Annotated in this window: 20 protein-coding genes; all 20 read right to left on the bottom strand. The window is 62.9% G+C overall.

From position 1 onward, the window contains the following. Positions 1–40: 40 nt before the first annotated feature. The 20 genes from ureC to AC07XZ_RS09735 all read right to left on the bottom strand — a co-directional run bounded on the left by ureC (position 41) and on the right by AC07XZ_RS09735 (position 21,032). On the bottom strand, positions 41–1,741 hold the full coding sequence (gene ureC, locus AC07XZ_RS09830; protein WP_102688369.1) for an urease subunit alpha: 1,701 nt from the start codon (positions 1,739–1,741) through the stop codon (positions 41–43). 155 nt (positions 1,742–1,896) lie between these two features. After that, on the bottom strand, positions 1,897–2,202 hold the full coding sequence (locus AC07XZ_RS09825; protein WP_007950605.1) for an urease subunit beta: 306 nt from the start codon (positions 2,200–2,202) through the stop codon (positions 1,897–1,899). After that, positions 2,202–2,735: a GNAT family N-acetyltransferase gene (locus AC07XZ_RS09820; protein WP_039766745.1), complete on the bottom strand. Its 534-nt coding sequence runs from the start codon at positions 2,733–2,735 to the stop codon at positions 2,202–2,204. Before AC07XZ_RS09820 ends, AC07XZ_RS09825 begins: the two co-directional genes overlap by 1 nt. Positions 2,736–2,740: 5 nt before the next feature. Further along, positions 2,741–3,274: a GNAT family N-acetyltransferase gene (locus tag AC07XZ_RS09815; protein WP_007950603.1), complete on the bottom strand. Its 534-nt coding sequence runs from the start codon at positions 3,272–3,274 to the stop codon at positions 2,741–2,743. A gap of 9 nt (positions 3,275–3,283) precedes the next feature. Next, on the bottom strand, positions 3,284–3,586 hold the full coding sequence (gene ureA, locus AC07XZ_RS09810) for an urease subunit gamma (RefSeq protein WP_039766748.1): 303 nt from the start codon (positions 3,584–3,586) through the stop codon (positions 3,284–3,286). Between the two features lie 226 nt (positions 3,587–3,812). Beyond that, on the bottom strand, positions 3,813–4,652 hold the full coding sequence (locus AC07XZ_RS09805) for an urease accessory protein UreD (protein WP_102688368.1): 840 nt from the start codon (positions 4,650–4,652) through the stop codon (positions 3,813–3,815). Positions 4,653–4,695: 43 nt separating this feature from the next. Then, positions 4,696–5,394 (bottom strand): urea ABC transporter ATP-binding subunit UrtE, encoded by a 699-nt coding sequence (gene urtE, locus AC07XZ_RS09800; RefSeq protein WP_102688367.1) that lies wholly within the window; start codon positions 5,392–5,394, stop codon positions 4,696–4,698. Positions 5,395–5,548: 154 nt separating this feature from the next. Then, on the bottom strand, positions 5,549–6,418 hold the full coding sequence (gene urtD, locus AC07XZ_RS09795) for an urea ABC transporter ATP-binding protein UrtD (RefSeq protein WP_007950599.1): 870 nt from the start codon (positions 6,416–6,418) through the stop codon (positions 5,549–5,551). Then, a complete protein-coding gene (gene urtC, locus AC07XZ_RS09790) occupies positions 6,415–7,494 on the bottom strand; it encodes an urea ABC transporter permease subunit UrtC (RefSeq protein WP_102688366.1) in 1,080 nt (359 codons plus the stop codon). Before urtC ends, urtD begins: the two co-directional genes overlap by 4 nt. Next, positions 7,494–8,996 (bottom strand): urea ABC transporter permease subunit UrtB, encoded by a 1,503-nt coding sequence (gene urtB / locus AC07XZ_RS09785; RefSeq protein WP_102688365.1) that lies wholly within the window; start codon positions 8,994–8,996, stop codon positions 7,494–7,496. Before urtB ends, urtC begins: the two co-directional genes overlap by 1 nt. A 252-nt stretch (positions 8,997–9,248) precedes the next feature. Next, positions 9,249–10,514, bottom strand: coding sequence for an urea ABC transporter substrate-binding protein (urtA, locus tag AC07XZ_RS09780; protein ID WP_007950596.1), 1,266 nt, complete (start codon positions 10,512–10,514; stop codon positions 9,249–9,251). 205 nt (positions 10,515–10,719) lie between these two features. Next, positions 10,720–11,730, bottom strand: coding sequence for a FecCD family ABC transporter permease (locus tag AC07XZ_RS09775; RefSeq protein WP_102688364.1), 1,011 nt, complete (start codon positions 11,728–11,730; stop codon positions 10,720–10,722). After that, the gene (locus AC07XZ_RS09770) at positions 11,727–12,674 is read right to left on the bottom strand and encodes an ABC transporter substrate-binding protein (RefSeq protein ID WP_102688363.1); all 948 of its coding nucleotides are present in this window, start codon (positions 12,672–12,674) and stop codon (positions 11,727–11,729) included. The genes AC07XZ_RS09775 and AC07XZ_RS09770 overlap by 4 nt, the downstream gene beginning before the upstream one ends. Continuing rightward, positions 12,671–13,459 (bottom strand): ABC transporter ATP-binding protein, encoded by a 789-nt coding sequence (locus tag AC07XZ_RS09765; RefSeq protein WP_102688362.1) that lies wholly within the window; start codon positions 13,457–13,459, stop codon positions 12,671–12,673. The genes AC07XZ_RS09770 and AC07XZ_RS09765 overlap by 4 nt, the downstream gene beginning before the upstream one ends. Before the next feature lie 222 nt (positions 13,460–13,681). Beyond that, positions 13,682–15,808, bottom strand: a complete 2,127-nt coding sequence (locus AC07XZ_RS09760; protein ID WP_102688361.1) for a TonB-dependent receptor — start codon at positions 15,806–15,808, stop codon at positions 13,682–13,684. A 162-nt stretch (positions 15,809–15,970) separates the two neighbouring features. Further along, entirely contained in the window at positions 15,971–17,350 is a 1,380-nt protein-coding gene (locus AC07XZ_RS09755; RefSeq protein ID WP_102688360.1) for a PepSY-associated TM helix domain-containing protein, read from the bottom strand. Positions 17,351–17,429: 79 nt separating this feature from the next. Beyond that, positions 17,430–19,550 (bottom strand): TonB-dependent copper receptor, encoded by a 2,121-nt coding sequence (locus tag AC07XZ_RS09750; protein WP_102688359.1) that lies wholly within the window; start codon positions 19,548–19,550, stop codon positions 17,430–17,432. 84 nt (positions 19,551–19,634) lie between these two features. Next, complete coding sequence (locus tag AC07XZ_RS09745; RefSeq protein WP_102688358.1) at positions 19,635–20,081, bottom strand: DUF2946 domain-containing protein; 447 nt, start codon at positions 20,079–20,081, stop codon at positions 19,635–19,637. Positions 20,082–20,102: 21 nt separating this feature from the next. Continuing rightward, positions 20,103–20,582: a copper chaperone PCu(A)C gene (locus tag AC07XZ_RS09740; RefSeq protein WP_102688357.1), complete on the bottom strand. Its 480-nt coding sequence runs from the start codon at positions 20,580–20,582 to the stop codon at positions 20,103–20,105. A gap of 48 nt (positions 20,583–20,630) precedes the next feature. Then, the gene (locus tag AC07XZ_RS09735; RefSeq protein WP_102688356.1) at positions 20,631–21,032 is read right to left on the bottom strand and encodes a DUF2946 domain-containing protein; all 402 of its coding nucleotides are present in this window, start codon (positions 21,030–21,032) and stop codon (positions 20,631–20,633) included. Between the last annotated feature and the right edge of the window lie 45 nt (positions 21,033–21,077).

Here is a 21,077-nt window from a genome sequence, read left to right as displayed (position 1 = left end):
CAGCCCCGATCGTCGAAAGCTCGACGACCGGGGCTTTGGCTCAGAACAGAAAGTAACGCTGGGCCATTGGCAGGGTTTCGGCCGGTTCACACCAGAGCAACACCCCGTCAGCCTTGACCTGATAGGTCTGCGGATCGACGTCGATAGTCGGCAGGTAATCGTTGTGGATCAAGTCGGTTTTCTGCACGTCGCGACAACCTTTGACCACGGCGATTTTCTTCTTCAGGCCCAACGCTTCGGGCAGTCCCGATTCCTGTGCTGCCTGGCTGATGAAGGTCAGGCTGGTGGCGTGCAGCGAGCCGCCGTAACTGGCGAACATCGGGCGGTAGTGCACCGGTTGCGGGGTCGGGATCGACGCGTTGGCGTCGCCCATCAAGCTCGCGGCGATGGCACCGCCCTTGAGGATCAGCGTCGGTTTCACGCCGAAGAACGCCGGGCGCCACAACACCAGATCGGCCCATTTGCCGACTTCCACCGAACCCACTTCATGACTGATGCCATGGGTGATCGCCGGGTTGATCGTGTACTTGGCGATGTAGCGTTTGGCGCGGAAGTTATCGTTGCCTTCGCCGTCCTGCGCGAGCGGCCCGCGCTGTTTCTTCATCTTGTCGGCGGTCTGCCAGGTGCGCGTGATGACTTCGCCGACGCGGCCCATGGCCTGGCTGTCGGAGCTGATCATCGAGAACGCGCCGAGGTCGTGGAGGATGTCTTCGGCGGCAATCGTTTCGCGGCGGATGCGGCTTTCGGCGAACGCCACGTCCTCGGCGATGCTCGGGTCGAGGTGGTGGCAGACCATCAGCATGTCGAGGTGTTCGTCGATGGTGTTGCGGGTGAACGGCCGGGTCGGGTTGGTCGAGCTCGGCAGCACGTTGGCGAAACCGCAGGCCTTGATGATGTCCGGCGCGTGGCCGCCACCGGCACCTTCGGTGTGATAGGTGTGGATGGTCCGGCCCTTGAACGCGCCGAGGGTGGTTTCGACGAAACCGGACTCGTTGAGGGTGTCGGTATGGATTGCCACTTGCACGTCGTACTGGTCGGCGACGCTCAGGCAGTTGTCGATGCTCGCCGGGGTGGTGCCCCAGTCTTCGTGCAGCTTGAGGCCGATGGCGCCGGCCTTGACCTGTTCGATCAACGGCTCCGGCAGGCTGGCGTTGCCCTTGCCGGTGAGGCCGATGTTCATCGGGAATGCGTCCGCCGCCTGGAGCATCCGCGCCAGGTGCCACGGCCCTGAAGTGCAGGTGGTGGCGTTGGTGCCGGTGGCTGGTCCCGTGCCGCCGCCGATCATGGTGGTGACACCGCTCATCAGCGCTTCTTCGATCTGCTGCGGGCAGATGAAGTGGATGTGGGTGTCGATGCCGCCGGCCGTGAGGATCATGCCTTCGCCGGCAATCACTTCGCTGCTGGCGCCGATGGCAATGGTCACGCCGGGCTGCACGTCCGGGTTGCCGGCCTTGCCGATCGCGGCGATGCGCCCGTCCTTGAGGCCCACGTCAGCCTTGACGATGCCCCAGTGGTCGATGATCAGCGCGTTGGTGATGACGGTGTCGACCACTTCGGCCGCCAGCAACTGGCTCTGGCCCTGGCCGTCGCGGATCACTTTGCCGCCGCCGAATTTCACTTCTTCGCCGTAGGTGGTGAAGTCCTGTTCGACCTCGATCCACAGCTCGGTGTCGGCCAGGCGCACCTTGTCGCCGACGGTGGGGCCGAACATGTCGGCGTAGGCTTGTCTGGAAATCTTCATCTGGCGTCCTTCAGGAAAATAGCGGTGAGCCATTGACCCTCACCCTAACCCTCTCCCGGAGGGAGAGGGGACTGATCGCGGTGAGGCAGTTATCGGTGGTTGGCTCCCTCTCCCCTGGGAGAGGGCTGGGGTGAGGGGCTGCGGTACACGCGGACTCAGAGGTCACCCATGACCCGCCCGGCAAACCCGAACACCCGCCGGTGCCCGGCATAGTCCACCAGTTCCACCTCGCGGCTCTGCCCAGGCTCGAAGCGCACGGCGGTGCCCGCCGGAATGTTCAGGCGCATGCCACGGCTGGCCGCGCGGTCGAAGGTCAGGGCATCGTTGGTTTCGAAAAAGTGATAGTGCGAGCCGACCTGGATCGGCCGGTCGCCGCTGTTCGCCACTTTCAGGCTGACAGTGCGGCGACCGACGTTGAGTTCGATGTCGCCGGGCTGGATTTTGTATTCGCCGGGAATCATCAGTTCGCTCCTTGCAGGACTTTGTAATAGAGGGCCGTCGGGCGATAGGTGCCGTTCGGGTCGCAAGCGTAATCGGGGATTTCCCCGGCCCGGGTGTAACCCAGGGCCTTGTAGAAATCTTCGGCGGGGGAGCCGGCCTCGGTGTCGAGGTAAAGCATGCCGCGCTTGTACTGACGCGCGGTCTGTTCCAGTGCTTGCATCAACTGCTGGCCGAGGCCGCGTCGCCGGGCGTGTTCGCGCACCAGCAGTTTCTGCACCTCGGCGCGGTTCAGGCCGTTGGCCTTCTGGCACAGGCTCAACTGGACGCTGGCCTGCACCTGTTCGTCCTTGACCACCACCCACAGCAAGACGTTGCCCTTGTTCAGGTTGTCCTGCACGTCGTCGAAATAGGCGCGGGCCTGCGTGGCATCGAGGTCGGCCATGAAGCCGACGCTGGCGCCATAACCCACGGCGTCGAGCAACAGGTCAATCAGGCCCTGACGATAGTGCGCAAAACTTTCAGCATTGACGCGTCGCAGTTGGGCGGGGTTCATCGGTGTCACTCCTTGTGGGCGGGCGGCGGCTCCGCGCCAGGATTGAGGGTCAGTTGCATGAAGGTCAGGTCGAGCCAGCGGCCGAACTTGGTGCCGACTTGCGGCATCTGCCCGGTGGTGATGAAACCGGCGCGCTCGTGCAGGCGGATAGACGCAGCGTTGCCGCTCTCGATAGCGGCGACCATGACGTGCTTGTCGCAGGTTTTCGCGCGTTCGATCAGCGCGGTCATCAGTTGCGGGCCGAGGCCGTTGCCGCGCTGGTCGCTGCGCACGTAGACCGAGTGCTCGACGGTGTGGCGGAAACCGTCGAACGGCCGCCAGTCACCGAACGAAGCGTAGCCAAGGGTGGTGTTGTCGGCGTCGACGATCACCAGGATCGGATAACCCTGAGCCTGACGGGCGCTGAACCACGCCTGACGGTTGCCGAGGTCGACGGCGGATTCATTCCAGATCGCCGTGGTGTTGAGCACGGCGTCGTTGTAGATGTCACGGATCGCCGGCAGGTCGGCGTGCAGTGCATCGCGGATGGTGTAAGTCATGGCGCGGCCTCAGACGATCGGTTGGTGGACGGTGACCAGTTTGGTGCCGTCGGGGAACGTCGCTTCGACCTGGATCTCCGGGATCATTTCCGGGATGCCTTCCATCACCTGATCGCGGGTCAGCAGGGTGGTGCCGTAGTGCATCAGTTCGGCCACGGTCTGGCCGTCACGGGCGCCTTCGAGCAGCGCCGCCGAGATGTAGGCCATGGCTTCCGGGTAGTTGAGCTTCACGCCACGGGCCAGTCGCCGCTCGGCAACGAGGCCGGCGGTGAAGATCAGCAGCTTGTCTTTTTCGCGTGGGGTCAGGTCCATCGTTTTAAATCCATTTGGGCAGATTTGTGTGGTTCTTGTGGTGAGTGGGGTGCCAGTCAGACCCAGCCCTCACCCTAACCCTCTCCCGGAGGGAGAGGGGACTGATCTCGGTCGTTTTCAGTGGCCAGTTCAGTCAGTTGAATTCTCGTGTCTGAAACATTTCCAGCGGTCACCTCGGTCAGGCCCCCTCTCCCTCCGGGAGAGGGCGGGGGGTGAGGGCTGGTTTTCAGGTGTTCCATATTCTTGGCGGTACAGCCTCGCGTCCCATCAATTTCGGCCGCAACAAGCGCCACAATTCAATAAGCCACGCCCGCGCCAGCAACGCTTCACTGGCCAGGCAACGGGCGACCAAAAGTCCTGGAAGTTGCGTCAGATCCCCACTCACGTGGTGGTTTAGTGAGCGGCAGCTCTCCAGCAATTCAGCATCGATCTCGCCAGTCACCAGCAATGTCGCAAACACCGGATTACCATCCAGCCCGATCGGCGAATCGAGCAAGCCGTCATCGCCAACGATGCGCTGGCGCTCATGCCAGAGCAGCCGGCCATCACGGCGAATATCCAGATGCGCCTGGAAATGCCCGAGGTCGAAACGCTCGCCACTGGCCGGACGCCCGAGGGCCACCACGTCCCAGTAAAACAGTCGCGCATCGCCTTCAAGCTCGATCGAGGTCGTGAGTTCAGCCTGGGCGGCGCTGTAGACGATGGTCTCCTGGGGCAGCCATTCCAGTGTCGCGCCATCGGCGACATGCAGGTTCAGCGACTGATAAGCGGGCCCCGCCGCGCGATACCACTTGGCCGCGCCGGGGCTGGTGATCTGCGCCCAGGCGCCTTGTTCGACGCGGGCGCTGATGTCCAGCCGGTCACCCCCGGCAATCCCGCCCGGCGGGTGGACGATGATGTGCTGACAGACCTCGGGCCCTTCGGCGTACAGATGCTTTTGCACCCGCAACGGGCCGAGGTGCCGGCGTCGGGTCGGCCGCGTGCAATCGCCGAAGCGGGCGTAGGCCAGCTCCAGCTCGGCATGCCAGCTCGGGGTAAACAGGGCAGTCGCAACAGGTAAGTTCATGTTTTCTGATTATCGTTAGGACGCTACAGATTAGACCGTAACCTCAAATAGTCACCAGCCCGCGTACACCTTCGGCTTCCATATTTTCGCCACGGCCCTGCTGCACGATCTCGCCCCGGGACATCACCAGGTACTGATCGGCCAGTTCGGCGGCGAAATCGTAGAACTGCTCCACCAGCAGAATCGCCATGTCGCCCCGGGCCGCGAGCTTCTTGATCACCGCGCCGATTTCCTTGATCACCGACGGCTGGATGCCTTCGGTGGGTTCGTCGAGAATCAGCAAACGCGGACGGCTGGCCAGTGCGCGGCCGATGGCGAGCTGCTGTTGCTGACCACCGGACAAGTCGCCGCCGCGCCGCTGTTTCATTTGCAACAGCACCGGGAACAGCTCGTAGATGAACGCCGGCACTTCTTTGGCTTCGCTGCCGGGGAATCGCGACAGACCCATCAGCAGGTTCTCTTCCACGGTCAGCCGGCCGAAAATTTCCCGGCCCTGCGGCACGTAGGCGATCCCGGCGTGCACCCGCTGATGCGGCTTGAACGTGGTGATCGGTTTGCCTTTCCAGTTCACCGCGCCTTCCTTGGCCGGCAACAGGCCCATCAGGCACTTGAGCAACGTGGTCTTGCCCACGCCGTTGCGCCCGAGCAGGCAGGTCACTTCGCCGACCTTCACGTCAAAGCTCAGGCCGCGCAGGATGTGGCTACCGCCGTAGTACTGGTGCAGCTTGTCGACTTGCAGCATGTTCAAACTCTCCCCGGTGATCGTTCCCACGCTCTGCGTGGGAATGAATCCCGTGACGCTCCGCGTCACATAACGGCGGACGCGGAGCGTCCATGGCGGCATTCCCACGCGGACGGTTCGACGCCTCGACGTGGGAACGATCTGAATCGCAGGGCTAACGACCGAGGTAAACCTCGATCACGCGCTCGTTGTCCTGCACCTGTTCCAGCGACCCCTCGGCCAGCACGCTGCCCTGGTGCAACACGGTGACGTGGTCGGCAATCGAGCCGACGAACCCCATGTCGTGTTCCACCACCATCAGCGAGTGCTTGCCCGCCAGCGACTTGAACAGCTCGGCGGTGAACTCGGTTTCGGCGTCGGTCATGCCGGCCACCGGTTCATCGAGCAGCAGCAGTTGCGGGTCCTGCATCAGCAACATGCCGATTTCCAGGAATTGTTTCTGTCCGTGGGACAGCAGCCCCGCCGGGCGATTGACCGAGGTGGTCAGGCGAATGGTGTCGAGCACTTCGCTGATCCGGTCTTTCTGTTCGCCGCTCAACTTCGCCCGCAGGCTGGCCCACACCGACTTGTCGGTCTTCTGCGCCAGCTCCAGGTTCTCGAACACGCTCAGCGCTTCGAACACCGTCGGTTTCTGGAACTTGCGCCCGATGCCCGCCTGGGCGATCTGCACTTCGCTCATCTGCGTCAGGTCGAGGGTTTCGCCGAACCATGCCTTGCCGTGGCTCGGCCGGGTCTTGCCGGTGATCACGTCCATCAGTGTGGTCTTGCCCGCGCCGTTGGGGCCGATGATGCAGCGCAGTTCGCCGACGCCGATGTACAGGTTCAGATTGTTCAGCGCCCGGAAGCCGTCGAAGCTGACGCTGATGTCTTCCAGGGTCAGGATCGTGCCGTGGCGGGTGTCGAGGCCCGGACCGACGCGTTGCCCGAGGCCGATCGAGTCGCGGCTGGTGCCTTCGTCCTTGTTCGGTTCCACCGGGAAAAAGGCCGGTTCCAGCATGAATTCAGCGCTCGCCGTGACTCTCATGATTCACCTCGTTTCTTCAGCAGACCGATCACGCCTTTGGGCAGGTACAACGTCACGACGATGAACAGCGCGCCGAGGAAGAACAGCCAGTATTCGGGGAAGGCCACGGTGAACCAGCTCTTCATGCCGTTGACCACGCCGGCGCCGAGCAGCGGGCCGATCAGGGTGCCGCGCCCGCCAAGGGCCACCCACACGGCGGCTTCGATCGAGTTGGTCGGCGACATTTCGCTCGGGTTGATGATCCCCACTTGCGGCACGTATAACGCACCGGCCAGACCACACAACACTGCGCTCAAGACCCAGACGAACAGCTTGAAACCGCGCGGATCGTAGCCGCAGAACATCAAGCGGTTCTCTGCATCGCGCAACGCGGTCAGCACCCGGCCGAACTTGCTGCGGGCCAGGCGCCAGCCGATGAACAGGCTCGCCACCAGCAGCAACACCGTCGCCAGAAACAGCACCGCGCGCGTGCCGGGTTCGGTGATGCCGAAACCGAGGATCGTGCGGAAATTGGTGAAGCCGTTGTTGCCGCCGAAGCCGGTCTCGTTGCGGAAAAACAGCAGCATCCCGGCGAAGGTCAGGGCCTGGGTCATGATCGAGAAATACACGCCCTTGATCCGCGAACGGAAGGCGAAGAAACCGAACACCAGTGCCAGCAACCCCGGCGCCAACACCACCAGGCACATCGCCCAGAGGAAGCTGCCGGTGCCGCTCCAGTACCACGGCAACTCGGTCCACGACAGGAAGGTCATGAACGCCGGCAGACCATCACCGGCGGCCTGACGCATCAGGTACATGCCCATTGCATAACCGCCGAGGGCGAAGAACAGACCGTGACCCAGCGACAAGAGACCTGCGTAACCCCAGACCAGATCCAGCGCCAGGGCGACGATGGCGTAGCAGAGAATCTTGCCGACCAGCGTCAGGGTGTAGGCCGAAACATGCAGCGCACTGTCCGCCGGCAACAGCGACAGCAGCGGCAGGGCGATCAGCAAGGCGAGCACCACCGCGCCGATGGCGAGGGTGACTTTCGGGCCGGCCTTTTGTGTGGCCGTGACTAGTAGAGGCTGGTTCATCAGTCGATCACCCGTCCTTTCAGTGCGAAGAGGCCTTGCGGACGTTTCTGGATGAACAGAATGATCAGCGCGAGGATCAGGATCTTGCCGAGCACCGCACCGATCTGCGGTTCGAGAATCTTGTTGGCGATGCCCAGGCCGAATGCGGCGAACACGCTGCCGGCCAGTTGGCCGACGCCGCCGAGCACCACCACCAGGAACGAGTCGATGATGTAGCTCTGGCCGAGGTCAGGGCCGACGTTGCCAATCTGGCTCAGGGCCACGCCACCGAGCCCGGCGATGCCCGAACCGAGGCCGAAGGCGAGCATGTCGACGCGCCCGGTCGGCACGCCGCAGCAGGCGGCCATGTTGCGATTCTGGGTGACGGCGCGCACGTTCAGGCCGAGGCGGGTCTTGTTCAGCAGCAGCCAGGTCAGCACCACCACGAACAACGCAAAGGCGATGATCACGATGCGGTTGTACGGCAGCACCAGATTCGGCAGCACCTGAATCCCGCCGGACAGCCACGCCGGGTTCGCCACTTCAACGTTCTGCGCACCGAACACCAGTCGCACCAGCTGAATCAGCATCAGGCTGATGCCCCAGGTGGCGAGCAGGGTTTCCAGTGGGCGGCCGTAGAGGTGACGGATCACCGTGCGCTCCAGGGCCATGCCGATGGCGGCCGTGACGAAGAACGCCACCGGCAGCGCGATCAGCGGATAGAACTCGATGGCATTCGGCGCGTAGCGCTGGAACATCAGCTGCACGACGTAGGTCGAGTAGGCGCCGAGCATCAGCATTTCGCCGTGGGCCATGTTGATCACGCCGAGCAGGCCGAAGGTGATCGCCAGGCCAAGTGCCGCGAGCAACAGAATCGAACCGAGGGACATGCCACTGAAGGCCTGGCCGAGCAGTTCGCCGACCAGCAGTTTGCGCTTGACCTGGGCGAGGCTGGTTTCGGCGGCGGTGCGCACGTTGGCATCGGTTTCGACGCCGGGTTCGAGCAGGCCTTCGAGGCGGGTGCGGGCCAGTGGATCGCCGGTTTCACCGAGCAGACGCACGGCCGCGAGGCGCACCGCCGGGTCGGTGTCGACCAGTTGCAGGTTGGCCAGTGCCAGGCTCAGGGCGGCGTGGACGCTTTCGTCTTGTTCGCCAGCCAGTTGCTGGTCGAGGAATTTCAGCTGCGCCGGTTTGGCGCTTTTCTGCAATTGCTGCGCGGCGGTCAGACGGGTTTTGGCGTCGGCGGCGAGCAATTGGTGGCTGGCCAGAGCGGTGTCGATCAGACCCCGCAGGCGGTTGTTCAGGCGCAGGGTTTTGGGTTGGCCGTCGACGGTCAGTTCGCCTTGTTGCAGGGCGTTGATCAGTTCGATACGCGCCGGATCGGGCTGCGCGGCCCAGGCTTCCAGCAGTTTGGCCTGTTGCATCGGGTTGGCGGCGACGAAGTCTTCGGCGTCGCTGGCGTGGGTCATCATGGGCAACAGGAGCAAGATGGCCAGGATAATGCGGTAAAAGGCAGTGGGCATGGGTGGTGCTTCCTGTGTTGCGGTGGCCGATGGAGCGGTGTCCGACTGCGAAATCCAGCCCTCACCCTAGCCCTCTCCCGGAGGGAGAGGGGACTGACCGAGTTGTCTGTTCATCAAGCATCGACCTGAAAAAACAGAGTCGAACTCAGGCTTTGAAAACGATGGAGATCTGCTCCCTTTCCCCCTCTCCCTGAGGGAGAGGGCTGGGGTGAGGGGGAAGGTCTCAAGTCCGCCTCAAGGTCTGAATCCGCCTCAGTTGCTCTTCACCGCATACTCCGGCTTCTTGTCATTACCCGGAATGAACGGGCTCCAAGGCTGCGCACGAATCGGCCCCTCGGTCTGCCACACCACGTTGAACTGACCATCGCTCTGGATTTCGCCGATCATCACCGGTTTGTGCAGGTGGTGATTGGTCTTGTCCATGGTCAGGGTGTAGCCGGACGGCGCGGCAAAGGTCTGGCCGCCGAGGGCTTCGCGGACCTTGTCGACGTCGGTCGATTTGGCTTTCTCCGCCGCCTGCGCCCACATGTGGATGCCGACGTAAGTGGCTTCCATCGGGTCGTTGGTCACCGCTTTGTCGGCGCCCGGCAGGTTGTGTTTCTTCGCGTAGGCTTTCCAGTCGGCGACGAATTTCTTGTTAGCCGGGTTATCCACCGACTCGAAGTAGTTCCACGCCGCGAGGTTGCCCACCAGCGGCTTGGTGTCGATGCCGCGCAGTTCTTCTTCACCCACCGAGAACGCCACCACCGGTACGTCGGTGGCCTTCAGGCCCTGGTTGGCCAGCTCTTTGTAGAACGGCACGTTGGAGTCGCCGTTGACGGTGGAGATCACAGCGGTCTTGCCGCCGGCCGAGAATTTTTTGATGTTGGCGACGATGGTTTGATAGTCGCTATGACCGAACGGGGTGTAGACCTCTTCGATGTCTTTGTCCGCTACGCCTTTGGAATGCAGGAACGAACGCAGGATCTTGTTGGTGGTGCGCGGGTATACATAGTCGGTGCCGAGCAGGAAGTAGCGCTTGGCGCTGCCGCCTTCTTCGCTCATCAGGTATTCAACCGCCGGGATCGCTTGCTGGTTTGGCGCGGCGCCGGTGTAGAACACGTTCGGCGACATCTCTTCACCTTCGTATTGCACCGGGTAGAACAGCAGGCCGTTGAGTTCTTCGAACACCGGCAGCACCGATTTGCGCGACACCGAGGTCCAGCAGCCGAACACCACCGCGACCTTGTCCTGGGTCAGCAACTGCCGGCCCTTTTCCGCGAACAGCGGCCAGTTCGACGCCGGGTCGACCACCACCGGCTCAAGCATCTTGCCGTTCACCCCGCCCTTGGCGTTGATCTCGTCGATGGTCATCAACGCCATGTCCTTGAGCGACGTTTCGGAGATCGCCATGGTGCCGGACAACGAATGCAGAATCCCGACCTTGATGGTCTCGGCGGCCTGTACGGTCCAGGTCATGCCCATCGCGGCAATGGATGCCGTGAGTGTGAAAGCCTTGATCAAACTGCGACGCTTCATTGTGCGATCTCCATGAACGTTAAAGTTTTTTATGGTTGGCAGATGCGAACGACTGAAGGCTGTTTTGCAAGGGCTGTGCCCGGTCGGGTTTGGGCAGGGAAATGTCGGTTTAGAGCGGTTGTGCACGGAGTTGGCGCACCATGAGGGGACGTGTTGCATGCAAAGGTGCAGCGGGGTGCGCCAGATTGGGGCGCACCCGGAGGATTCAGCGGCGGCGCATCAAGCCGATGAAGAACAGCCCGCCGAGGGCGGCGGTGGCGACGCCGATGGGCAGGTCTTCGGGGGCGATCAGCGTCCGCGCCGCGACGTCGACCCACACCAGAAACACACTGCCGAGCAACACGCACACTGGCAGCAGACGTCGGTGCTCGGCACCGATCAGGCGCCGGGCAATGTGCGGCACCATCAGCCCGACAAAGCCGATGGAGCCGCTGATCGACACCAGCACCCCGGTCATCAATGAAGCAATCACGAACACCCGCAGACGCACCGCCCGGGCGTTCAGGCCGAGGGTGACGGCGGTCTGTTCGCCGGCCATCAAGGCGTTCAGCGGACGGGCCATGCCGATCAGCAGAATCAGTCCGAGCAACACACTGAGCGCCGGCACCGCCAACAACTCCCAGCGCGCCAGACCCAGGCCGCCGAGCATCCAGAACATCACCGCCGAACTGGCCCGGTGATCGCCCATGAACAACAGCAGATTGGCGATCGCCATCATTACGAACGACACCGCCACGCCACACAGCAGCAGGCGATCACTGTCCAGTCGTCCGTGACGGTTGGCGATGCCCAGTACCAGAAACATGCTCAACAATGCGCCGATGAATGCGGCAATCGGCAAGGTCAGCAGGCCGACGATTTCACCGACGTGCAGCACCACGATCACTGCGCCGAGGGTGGCGCCGGAGGTGACGCCAAGCAGGTGCGGATCGGCCAGCGGATTGCGCGTAACCGCTTGCAACACCGCGCCGATCAGCGCCAGCCCGGCACCGACCAATGCACCGAGCAGCATGCGCGGTACGCGGATCAGCCAGACGATGTGTTCCTGACCGGCGCTCCAGTCCGGCACACCGAGGCCGAACAGTTTGTGCAGCAGAATCCGCCACACCACGTCCACCGGCACCCGTGCCGGACCGAAGCCCAGCGACACCACGCACGACACCAGCAGCACCGCACCGAGGGCTATCAGCAACCAGCCGTAACGACGATTGATCATTCGCCGTGGAAACCTTTGGCCAGGGTTTCCACCGCCAGCACGTTGTCGATCCCCGGCGTGGCCTGCACGTAAGGGATGACGATGAAGCGCTGGTTCTTGATCGCGTCCACCGATTGCAGCGCCTTGTTCTTCAGCAGGAATTCAATCTTCTGCTCGGCTGTGATTTCGCTGTAGTCGACGATCACGATCACCTGCGGATTGCGCTCGACCACGGTTTCCCAGTTGACCCGGGTCCAGCTCGCTTCGACGTCATTGAGAACGTTGCGCCCACCGGCCGCGTCGATCAGCGCTTGCGGCATGCCGAGGCGGCCGGAGGTCATGGCGCGGTCTTCGCCGCTGTCGTACAGGAACACCCGTGGTTTTTCAGCGGGCAGGTCTTTGCGGATTTCGGCGACCTGACTTTGCATGTCAGCGATCAGCGCGTTGGCGCGATCCTGCACGTCGAAAATCTTTCCGAGATTGCGCAGGTCGTTGTAGGTGTCGTCCAACGTCGCGGCCGGGCGATTCATCACGAAGGCGCAGGACTCGGTCAGTTCATAGACGTTGATGCCCAGCGGTTGCAGGGTCTGCGGCGTGAGATCGCCGCCGACACGCATGCCGTAATCCCAGCCGGCGAAGAAGAAATCGACGTTGGCGTTGAGCAGGGTTTCCACCGACGGGTACTTGGCTGCCAGCTCCGGCAGACCGTCGAGAAGACTCTGCATTTCAGGCGTTACCGACTTCCAGCCACTGACGCCGCTGTAGCCGGCCATCTTCGACTTGAGGCCGAGGGCGAGCATCATCTGGGTCATGTTGATGTCGTGACTGACCGCGTGCTTCGGCGCTTCCTTGAAGGTGACTTCACGGTTGCAGCTCTGGATCGTCAGCGGGTACTTCGTGGCCTCGGCGAAGGCGTGGGTGGTGCCCAGCAACAGAGCGAGGCAAAGCAGGGAGCGCACAGTCATGGTCGGGTTATCCAGGTGATTCGCGGGTAGCCGTGAAGGGGGTGAGGATCGATCAATGCTTCGACGCCGAACACGTCGCGCAGCAGTTCGACGGTCAGGACTTGTTGCGGGGTGCCGCTGGCGACGATGCGACCGTGGTTGATCACATACAGCCGGTCGCAGAACGCGGCAGCCAGGTTCAGGTCGTGGATGCTCGCCAGCGTGCCGATCTGCAAACGCTTGACCAGTTGCAGCAGTTCCAGCTGATAGCGCGGGTCGAGGTGGTTGGTCGGCTCGTCGAGGATCAGCAGTTGCGGTTGCTGGGTCAGGGCCCGGGCGAGGATCACGCGTTGTTTTTCACCACCGGACAACGTGGCGAACGCGTGGTCTTCGAAGCCGTCGAGGCCCACGGATTTGAGGGCCTGGGTGGCGAGGTGGCGGTCTTCCAGCGTGTCGCCGTCGAACAGGCCTTTGTGCGGCGTGCGGCCCATGGCGACCACTTCTTCGACGGTCAGGCCGAAGGCGTCGGGGAATTCCTGCAGCACCACGGCGATGCGTTGCGCGCACCAGCGCGAGGATTGCTTCCACACGTTGTGGTGATCGAGTCTGACCTCACCGGTTTCCGGCTGACTGAAGCGGTAGGCGCAACGCAACAGGCTGGTCTTGCCGCTGCCATTGGGCCCGATCAGCCCGACGAACTCACCGGCGGCCACTTGCAGCGAGGCGTCACGCAGCTGGAACTGGTGATGACAGTGGCCGTGGCCCAAGGGGGACCAAGCGAGATTAGTGAGGGACAGTGAGGTCATGTGAGGTTCAGTGTGATTTCTAAGGTTATGTCTGTCTGGTAGATCCATCCCCCTCACCCCAGCCCTCTCCCCCAAGGGGGCGAGGGGGAAAGGGAGCCGATCTTCGTGCTCTTCAAAACCTGAGTTCGACTCGGTATTTCAGGTCGGTGTAACTTGCCCAAACACCTCGGTCAGTCCCCTCTCCCTCCGGGAGAGGGTTAGGGTGAGGGCGGGGCCAGTGAGTCAAAAGGTGTAGTCAGCCGTGACAAAGAACGAACGAGGTTCACCCAGAATCCACTGCTGGCCCTCATTGTATTGGCTTTGCGCGTACGTTCGGTCAAACAGATTGTTCACCTGCAATCCCAGCGTGGTGTTGCGCAGGGCTTTCCACGACAGCGTCGCATCGATTACGGTGTAGCTCGGCAGCTCGTTACGGTTGGCCATGTCGGCGTAGCGCGCATCGACGTAACGCACACCGGCACCGGCTTTCAGGTCATCGGTCAGCGCCTTGCTCAGCCAAAGATTGGCGGTGCGCCGTGGTACGTCCACCGGGCGATTGCCGTTGCGCGACACGGGGACGCCACCGACCACTTCTTCGAAATCGTCGTACTTGGCTTTGACGATGGCGGCGTTGGCCTGCAGCTGCCAGGCGTTCGGCAATTGCAGATCGAGGCTGGCTTCCAGGCCGTTCGACGATTGCTGGCCGACCTGCTGCTTGAGCGTCGGGTTGCCCGGATCGTCGGTCAGCAGCTTCTTCTTCACGATGCGATACGCCGCCAGGGTGAACTCGCCGCGCTGATCCCAGAACAGCTGCTTCAAGCCGATCTCGGTTTGCCGCGCGGTGGATAGATCATATTGCTGCTGACTCGGGCTCAGGGAAATCAGACCGCCGATGCCATCGGTGCTGGTGGCGACCTGGCCATAGAACGAAGTGTCCTGCGTCAGTGCGAACACCAGGCCGGCCTTCCAGTTGTTGCCGGTCAGGGTCTTGTCACTCTGGCTGCCGTCGACCAGGTTGTTGCGATCCACATGCACGTAGTCGCGGCGCACACCGGTTACCAACGACCAGCGTTCGCTCAGTTGCGTGCGGTTTTCGGCGAACACCGACATCTGTCTGGTGGTGCTGTCGAACTGATCGCGATACGGGTCGGCGCTCTCGAAGTAACCGGTTTGCGGGTGGTACAGATCCAGCGGTTGGCCGTTCGGCAATACGTCATTGAATGGCGAGTTGCTGTCGAGCTGGAAGCGTATGCGGTTGTAGTCGACGCCGGTCACGGTCTGGCTGTCGAGGCCGAACAGCGAATGCTTGAAGGTGAAGGTCTGGCGGTCGCCGACCTGTTCCTGTTTGTGGCCGATGCCGAAGTAACCGCTGCGGCTGAGTTGTTGGCTGCCAGCGTCGAAGTTGTAGTTCTCGGCGTTCTGCCAGCGGCGTTGGGCCTTGAGGTAGTACAGCTCGTTGCTGGCGCTGACTGCATCGTTGATCTGCCAGTCCGTGGTCAGGCGCGTCCATTGATCGTTGTAGTGCTGCTTGTCGTCGTGCACGTTGTAGTTTTTGTTGCGCAGGCTGTCTTTCAACTGGCCGTTGATCAGCGGCGTGCCGAAGTAGTTCTGTGGGCGTTGATCGCCGTAATCGTGGGCGAAGGTGAAGGTCAGGTCGTCAGTGGCCTGCCAGCGCAGGGCGGCGCTGATGAAGTCGCTGAATGAATCACCGCGATCGACCCAGCCATTGCTGCGCAGGCGGTTGAGGTTGAGGCGATAGCTCAGGGTGTCGGTCAGCGAACCGCCGCTGTCGAACGCCTGTTGCTGGCGGTCGAACGAGCCGTAGCCGACGCGCACGTGGTTTTCGATTTCGCCTTCGAACGGTTTCTTCGGGATCACGTTGACCACCGCACCGGTCGCGCCTTCGCCGTACAGCACCGAGGCCGGGCCGCGCAGGACATCGACGCGCTCCACCGACCAGGTGTCGACCGGGAACGTCACGGTGCCCATGCCGGTGTACATGCGGTTACCGTCATACAACTGCATCACCGAACTCTGCCCAGTAAAACCCCGAGCCTGCAACGAGGTGCCGCCATCGCCCGGCGTGCCGGTGCGGCTGATGCCGGTGCTGCGCGACACCGCGTCCTGCACGCTGCGATCGCCACGGGCGCGGACTTGCTCGCCGCTGAGGCTTTCGACGCTGGCCGGGGTTTCCATCGCGCTGAGGTTGAGACGCGAGCCGGCACTGGTCGGCGTGGTCAGGCTGACGGTCTGGTCGTCATTGGCCGGGGCGGTGATGGTGCCGGTGGGCAGCGTCAGCGGGGCATTGTCGGCGTGGGCGCTGTTGTTCAAGGCGAACAGACAGAGGCTGGACAAGAGGTACTTGTTCATCGGGGCGGTGAATCACTTCTTCAAAAGAAAAGCCCGCAGGCTCATGACGGTGCATGGCTGCGGGCAGAACAGCAAATTTGCGTTATACAGTAACACTAAAAATTGCCGGAGTTTAAGCCCCGGCAGTTTAAAGATCTGTCTAAATCGCGCATCTCGCCTGTTTCATGATGAAGTTGAGGCAGATTCAGCTTGTCGGCCCAGACGCGACACCAGCAGCCGATCCAGCAACCACACCACCACCAGCGAAGCCCCCACCAGCGGAAACACCACCGCCAGCACCAGCATGATCGCCACCCCGGTTTTCCACTTCGGCAGGTCGTGGCGCAGCGGCGGCACGCCGAACTTGCCCTGTGGCCGGCGCTTCCACCAGATCACCACGCCGCTGACAGCGCTGAGCAGGATCATCAGGCAGATCAGCAACACGATGATCTGGTTGAAGGTGCCGAACATCTTGCCTTCGTGGAGCATCACGCCGATCTCGGTAGCCCGGGCAACAGCGCCGTACTGCTCGAAGCGCACGTCGGCCAAAACTTTGCCGGTGTACTGATCGACGTGCAGGGTCGCATCGTTACGCGGGTCGTCGGCGAATACCGCGATGGTGAACACGCCGGTGGCAGTGGTCGGCAGGGTGATGCTGTAGCCCGGCTCGACCTTGCGCTCGATGGCGATGTTTTGCACATCCTGCAGGCGGATGGTCGGTGCAGCGGGGCCGTGTTGCATGCCGCCGTGGGCCATGTGTTCGGCGTGGTCGCCGGACATCGGCATCGGCGTGTTTTCCATCGCCCACGGTACGGTCTGGCGCGCAGCGTTGTTGAGGCTGCCGGCCTCGACGTCGGAGGTCGGCACGTTGTCCCACATCGCCGCCGGGAACACGTTCCACACCTGCGCGTACTGCTTGCCCCAGAAGCCGGTCCAGGTCATGCCGCTGAGCAGCATCACCAGCAGCAAGGCCGCGCCCCAGAATCCGGTCACGGCATGCAGGTCACGCCACAGCACGCGGCCGCGACTGCTCAGGCGTGGCCACAAAATTCCCGCTGCCTGACCTCGCGGCCACCACAGGAAAACCCCGGACACCACCAGCACCACGCCCCAGCCGGCGGCCATTTCGATCAGTCGGTCACCGACGGTGCCGATCATCAGTTCGCCGTGAATCGCCCGGGCGATGGCTTGCAGGTTCTGCTTGGCATCCTGCTCGCCGAGGATGTCGCCGTGGTACGGATCGACGAATACGTTCAGTTCATGGCCGGCATTGGCCACGACAAACTGCGCGCTGCGCTCGGCATTCGCCGGTGGCAGGTACTGGGTGACCTGGCCCTGTGGATAAGCGCTTTTGACCTTTTGCAGCAAGTCATCGGCCGGCACGGTGTGATGCCCGGCGGGGACGTTCAGCAGGCTGCTGTACATCAGCGAATCGAGCTGCGGCTTGAACAGGTAAATGATGCCGGTCAGGGCCAGCATCACCATGAATGGCGCGACGAACAATCCGGCATAGAAATGCCAACGCCAGGCCAGGTTGTAGAAATTCGGTTTGGGCTGTTTCATCACGTGTGCTCCGCTTGGCTTGGATCTTCTCGTTGTCTGTTGCCGCCCGCTCCCTCAAGGGAGCGAGCGCCCTTGAGGGTTAGAAACTCATGTCCACCTTGGTCCAGAGCGTGCGCCCCGGTTCATTGATCGCTTGCGGGTCGTTGGCCGGGTAGCCGAACCCGGCGTTGCCCGCCAGGTTCAGGTGTTCGGCGTAAGCCTTGCCGAACAGGTTGTCGACGCCGGTACTGACCTTCCAGTGTTTGTTGATCCGGTAGGCGCCGTTGAGCGAGAACACGCCGAAGCCCGAACTCTTGTCGTAATCCTTGCCGACCACGTTGCCCTTGTTCTGGTCGATACGGTTTTGCGCGGCAACCACCCTCCACAGTGCGCCGGCGCTCCAGTTGTCTTCGGTATAGGTCAGACCGAAGCGCGCATCCAGCGGCGGCATCTGCGGCAGAGCCTTGCCGTCGCTGCTGTTCTTGCCCCAGGCGTAGGCCAGGGTCGCATCGGCTTTCCAGTTGTCGGTGAGTTTGTAGGCGGCACCGAGTTCGCCGCCCATGATCCGCGCGTCGATGTTCTCGGCGCGGGACGTGCTCATGCCCATCATCCCGGGGGTGTAATCGAAGAGGATGTAATCGCGCACCTGGCCGATGTAACCGGAGGCCCAGGCTTCGAGCTCGGCGCTCTTGTAGTTCACGCCGAAGTCGAGCTGAGTGGTCTTTTCCGGCTTGATCGAATCGAACGCATTGACCGAACCGGCCGGGCCGGATTTGGGCGAAAACAGCTCCCAGTAATCCGGGAAACGCTGGGCGTGGCCGAGGCCGGCGTAGAGCGTGGTCGGGCTGTCGGCCAGGTCATGCTCGTAACGGACGAAGCCGCTCGGCAGGGTGTCGGCGCGGGTATCGCCAGCGGTCGGATTCGGCCGGGACATCATTCCCGAGCCGGTGGTCTGCCGGAAATCCCTGGCCGAGGCACGGTCGACCCGGGCGCCGGTGATCAGCCGGTCGCGGTCGGCGGCGTACCAGGTCATTTCGCTGAACACCCCGTAGTTATGGAAGTCGGCGTCCTTGGTGTACGGCTGATCCTTGTAGGTATCGATGCCCATGCCGCTGCGCTGCCGGTGTTCGTTGGTCTGCGCGTCGAGGCCGGTGATCAGCTGGATATCGGCCCAGCGCCAGGTGGCCTTGATCTGTGCGCCGAGGGTGCGGCGGTCGACGTTGGACGCCATGGGCCCGGCCATCATCCCCGTGCCGGACGGCGTGCGCAGGGTGTAGTTGTCCATCACGTGGTCGGCGTAGTTGTAGTAGACCTGGGCTTCGAGCTTCTCCAGCACATCGGTGATGTTGGATTTCTCGACGCGCAGACCGAGGCTTTCGCGCAGGAATTGCGAGCCGTCCATGCCGCGTCCTGCGTAGCGTGCTTCGCCGTCGCCCTTGCCGGCGGTGAGTTCGATCAGGGTGTCGGCATCCGGGGTCCAGCCCAGCGCCACGTCGCCGTTCCACTTGTCATAGCGCGAGGCAGCGATGTCGTTGTTGCCGTCGCGGTAGTCGTCGGAATGCGCGGTGTTGCCGATCACCCGCACGTAGCCCAGCGAGCCGCCGGCTGCCGCATCGACGACTTTGTCGAGGCGCCCGTGGGAGCCGGCCAGCACGCTGGCGTTCACGCGGGTGCCGAGCTCGCCGAAGCTTTCCGGCTCGCGGTCGAACAGGATCGTGCCGGCCGACGCGCCGGGCCCGTAGAGCACGGTTTGCGGGCCTTTGATCACGGTGAGTTTGTCGTAGGTCTCGGGTGAGATGTACGAGGTCGGCGCGTCCATCCGGCCGGGGCAGGCGCCGAGCATCATGCTGCCGTTGGTGAGGATGTTCAGGCGCGAACCGAACATCCCGCGCAGCACCGGATCACCGTTGGTGCCGCCGTTGCGCACCAGGGCGAAGCCGGGAATGGTCTTCAGGTAGTCGCCGCCGTCGCTGGCCGGCACCGGTTGGCGCGGGTCTTTCGGGTTGGTGACGATGGTCAGCGGCGAGCTCGGGGCGATGGCGGTGATCACCGTCGGGCTCAGCTCATCAGTGTGGCCGGCGTGTTCGTCGGCGTGGACCAGCGGGGACAGCAGGACGCCGCAAAGGACGGCGGTAGCGTGCCTGAAACGAACGCGGGATTCGTTCAGGGCAAAGGACGCCGGGGCAGAACCCGGGCGTGGGACAGCAGAAAACCTGGACATGACAATTTCCATCAAACAGTCGTAAACGACACGGCCGGCAGCCTGAAGCTGTCTTCTCAACCGTGTGCAATCAGAGGTGGGTGTTTACGCTGCGACGGGCGGGGCGCGGGTGCGGGCGCCGGGGAAGAAGGTCTGCCGGGCATGGCCCAGACGCGGGGAGGGCGGGGTGAAGGTGTTGACGAGTGGAATGCTGAAAGTGGCGAAGCTGCCGCCACCGGTCAGCGCTGGGCAGTTGAACAGCAGGCTGCAATAGCCGCACTTTTCCCACAGCACATGGTGCGAGGATTGCGGTGGGCAGTGTTCGGTGGAGGGCTGTGCACTGTGCCCGGAATGATCCATGCCCGGCATGTCCATCGACATGTCCATGCTCATCGGCATGGAGGTCGAGGCGTGCTGATCCATCGGCATCGACTGGGAAATCAGCGGGCCGATGAAGATCATCAACATGGCGAACAGGGCGATCCAGCTGCCGCGGGTCAGGTGTTCAGTCTGACGGCGTTGCAGGGAGGGCCTGGCGCTCAGGGGGCGCATGGGCGGAGTCTGCCGGAACGGTTACTGGGCGTGCGCGTGGGCTTGCGTGGCTTCCGGCGGCTTCTTCTGCACGGCGACTTCGACGGTCACGTCACCGGCCTTTTCGAAGTGCAGGGTCAGCGGGAAGCGCTTGCCGTCGGTCAGCAGACTGCGGTCGGTCGGATTCATCAGCATCACGTGATAGGCCATCGGCGCGAAGGTCACGTTTCCACCGGCCGGGATGGCCACGTTCGACACCTGTTGCATCTTCATCAGATCACCCTGCATCACGTGCTCGTGCAGTTCCGCTGTCGGGGCGATCGGCGAGTCGACGCTGAGCAGGCGGTCAGCCGTCTTGCCACCGTTGTGAATGATGAAATACGCGGCAACCGTCGGCGCGTTCGGCGGCAGTTCCTGTGACCACGGGTGGGCGATTTCCAGCTCGCCGGCCTTGTATTCGTGGGCATGGGCGAAGCACGCAGGCAGCAACAGCGCAGCGATGACGATGAATTTGTTCAACATGGCAGTTCTCCAGAACGATTTGAAACGCAGGTCAAATGCGGGAACAAATCAAACCAGAGGGGAAGCGCGGGGATTGAGGCTCGGCCATTGCTGACGCGGTGTCGGAGTTTGCAGCACGGCGGGCGCCACGCTGCGATTGCTTTCGTATTGAGCGAAATACAGCTGCGGCGAATGCCCCGGCAACGCCACCACCGGCGCCGATCCGGAACAGCACCAGCAATGCTGCATGGTCGAATGACTGTCACCACTCTGCGGCGCTTTCTGATCGAGGCTGCCGATGTCGATCGCCACCATCTTCGTCCCGCTGCCGGTGCAGAAACTGCTCCACAGCAACTGCTCGGCCGGCGTCTGCGCCGCCTGCGCCATCGCTCCCGTCAACGGCATGGCGAGCATGTTGAACAGCACTGCAAAGCAGGCGATCCAGGCAAATGCGAGCCGGTGTCGGTTCATGGGACAGATCCGTAGGGTGGGCGATCAGGCGCGGCTATTTAGCCT

The sequence above is a fragment of the Pseudomonas sp. GW458-11-26-14-LB4 genome, from assembly GCF_059423925.1.
Note: the sequence above shows the minus strand (reverse complement) of the source record. Positions and strands in the feature narration are given on the sequence as shown.

Coding starts and splice junctions, on each gene's coding strand:
- AC07XZ_RS09740 (WP_102688357.1), bottom strand. CDS start 20,582: ATGTTGAACAAATTCATCGTCATCGCTGCGCTGTTGCTGCCTGCGTGC.
- AC07XZ_RS09760 (WP_102688361.1), bottom strand. CDS start 15,808: ATGAACAAGTACCTCTTGTCCAGCCTCTGTCTGTTCGCCTTGAACAAC.
- AC07XZ_RS09825 (WP_007950605.1), bottom strand. CDS start 2,202: ATGATTCCCGGCGAATACAAAATCCAGCCCGGCGACATCGAACTCAAC.
- AC07XZ_RS09775 (WP_102688364.1), bottom strand. CDS start 11,730: ATGATCAATCGTCGTTACGGCTGGTTGCTGATAGCCCTCGGTGCGGTG.
- AC07XZ_RS09765 (WP_102688362.1), bottom strand. CDS start 13,459: ATGACCTCACTGTCCCTCACTAATCTCGCTTGGTCCCCCTTGGGCCAC.
- AC07XZ_RS09820 (WP_039766745.1), bottom strand. CDS start 2,735: ATGAACCCCGCCCAACTGCGACGCGTCAATGCTGAAAGTTTTGCGCAC.
- ureC (WP_102688369.1), bottom strand. CDS start 1,741: ATGAAGATTTCCAGACAAGCCTACGCCGACATGTTCGGCCCCACCGTC.
- urtA (WP_007950596.1), bottom strand. CDS start 10,514: ATGAAGCGTCGCAGTTTGATCAAGGCTTTCACACTCACGGCATCCATT.
- urtB (WP_102688365.1), bottom strand. CDS start 8,996: ATGCCCACTGCCTTTTACCGCATTATCCTGGCCATCTTGCTCCTGTTG.
- AC07XZ_RS09735 (WP_102688356.1), bottom strand. CDS start 21,032: ATGAACCGACACCGGCTCGCATTTGCCTGGATCGCCTGCTTTGCAGTG.
- urtD (WP_007950599.1), bottom strand. CDS start 6,418: ATGAGAGTCACGGCGAGCGCTGAATTCATGCTGGAACCGGCCTTTTTC.
- AC07XZ_RS09750 (WP_102688359.1), bottom strand. CDS start 19,550: ATGTCCAGGTTTTCTGCTGTCCCACGCCCGGGTTCTGCCCCGGCGTCC.
- AC07XZ_RS09815 (WP_007950603.1), bottom strand. CDS start 3,274: ATGACTTACACCATCCGCGATGCACTGCACGCCGACCTGCCGGCGATC.
- AC07XZ_RS09805 (WP_102688368.1), bottom strand. CDS start 4,652: ATGAACTTACCTGTTGCGACTGCCCTGTTTACCCCGAGCTGGCATGCC.
- AC07XZ_RS09755 (WP_102688360.1), bottom strand. CDS start 17,350: ATGAAACAGCCCAAACCGAATTTCTACAACCTGGCCTGGCGTTGGCAT.
- ureA (WP_039766748.1), bottom strand. CDS start 3,586: ATGGACCTGACCCCACGCGAAAAAGACAAGCTGCTGATCTTCACCGCC.
- urtE (WP_102688367.1), bottom strand. CDS start 5,394: ATGCTGCAAGTCGACAAGCTGCACCAGTACTACGGCGGTAGCCACATC.
- AC07XZ_RS09770 (WP_102688363.1), bottom strand. CDS start 12,674: ATGACTGTGCGCTCCCTGCTTTGCCTCGCTCTGTTGCTGGGCACCACC.
- AC07XZ_RS09745 (WP_102688358.1), bottom strand. CDS start 20,081: ATGCGCCCCCTGAGCGCCAGGCCCTCCCTGCAACGCCGTCAGACTGAA.
- urtC (WP_102688366.1), bottom strand. CDS start 7,494: ATGAACCAGCCTCTACTAGTCACGGCCACACAAAAGGCCGGCCCGAAA.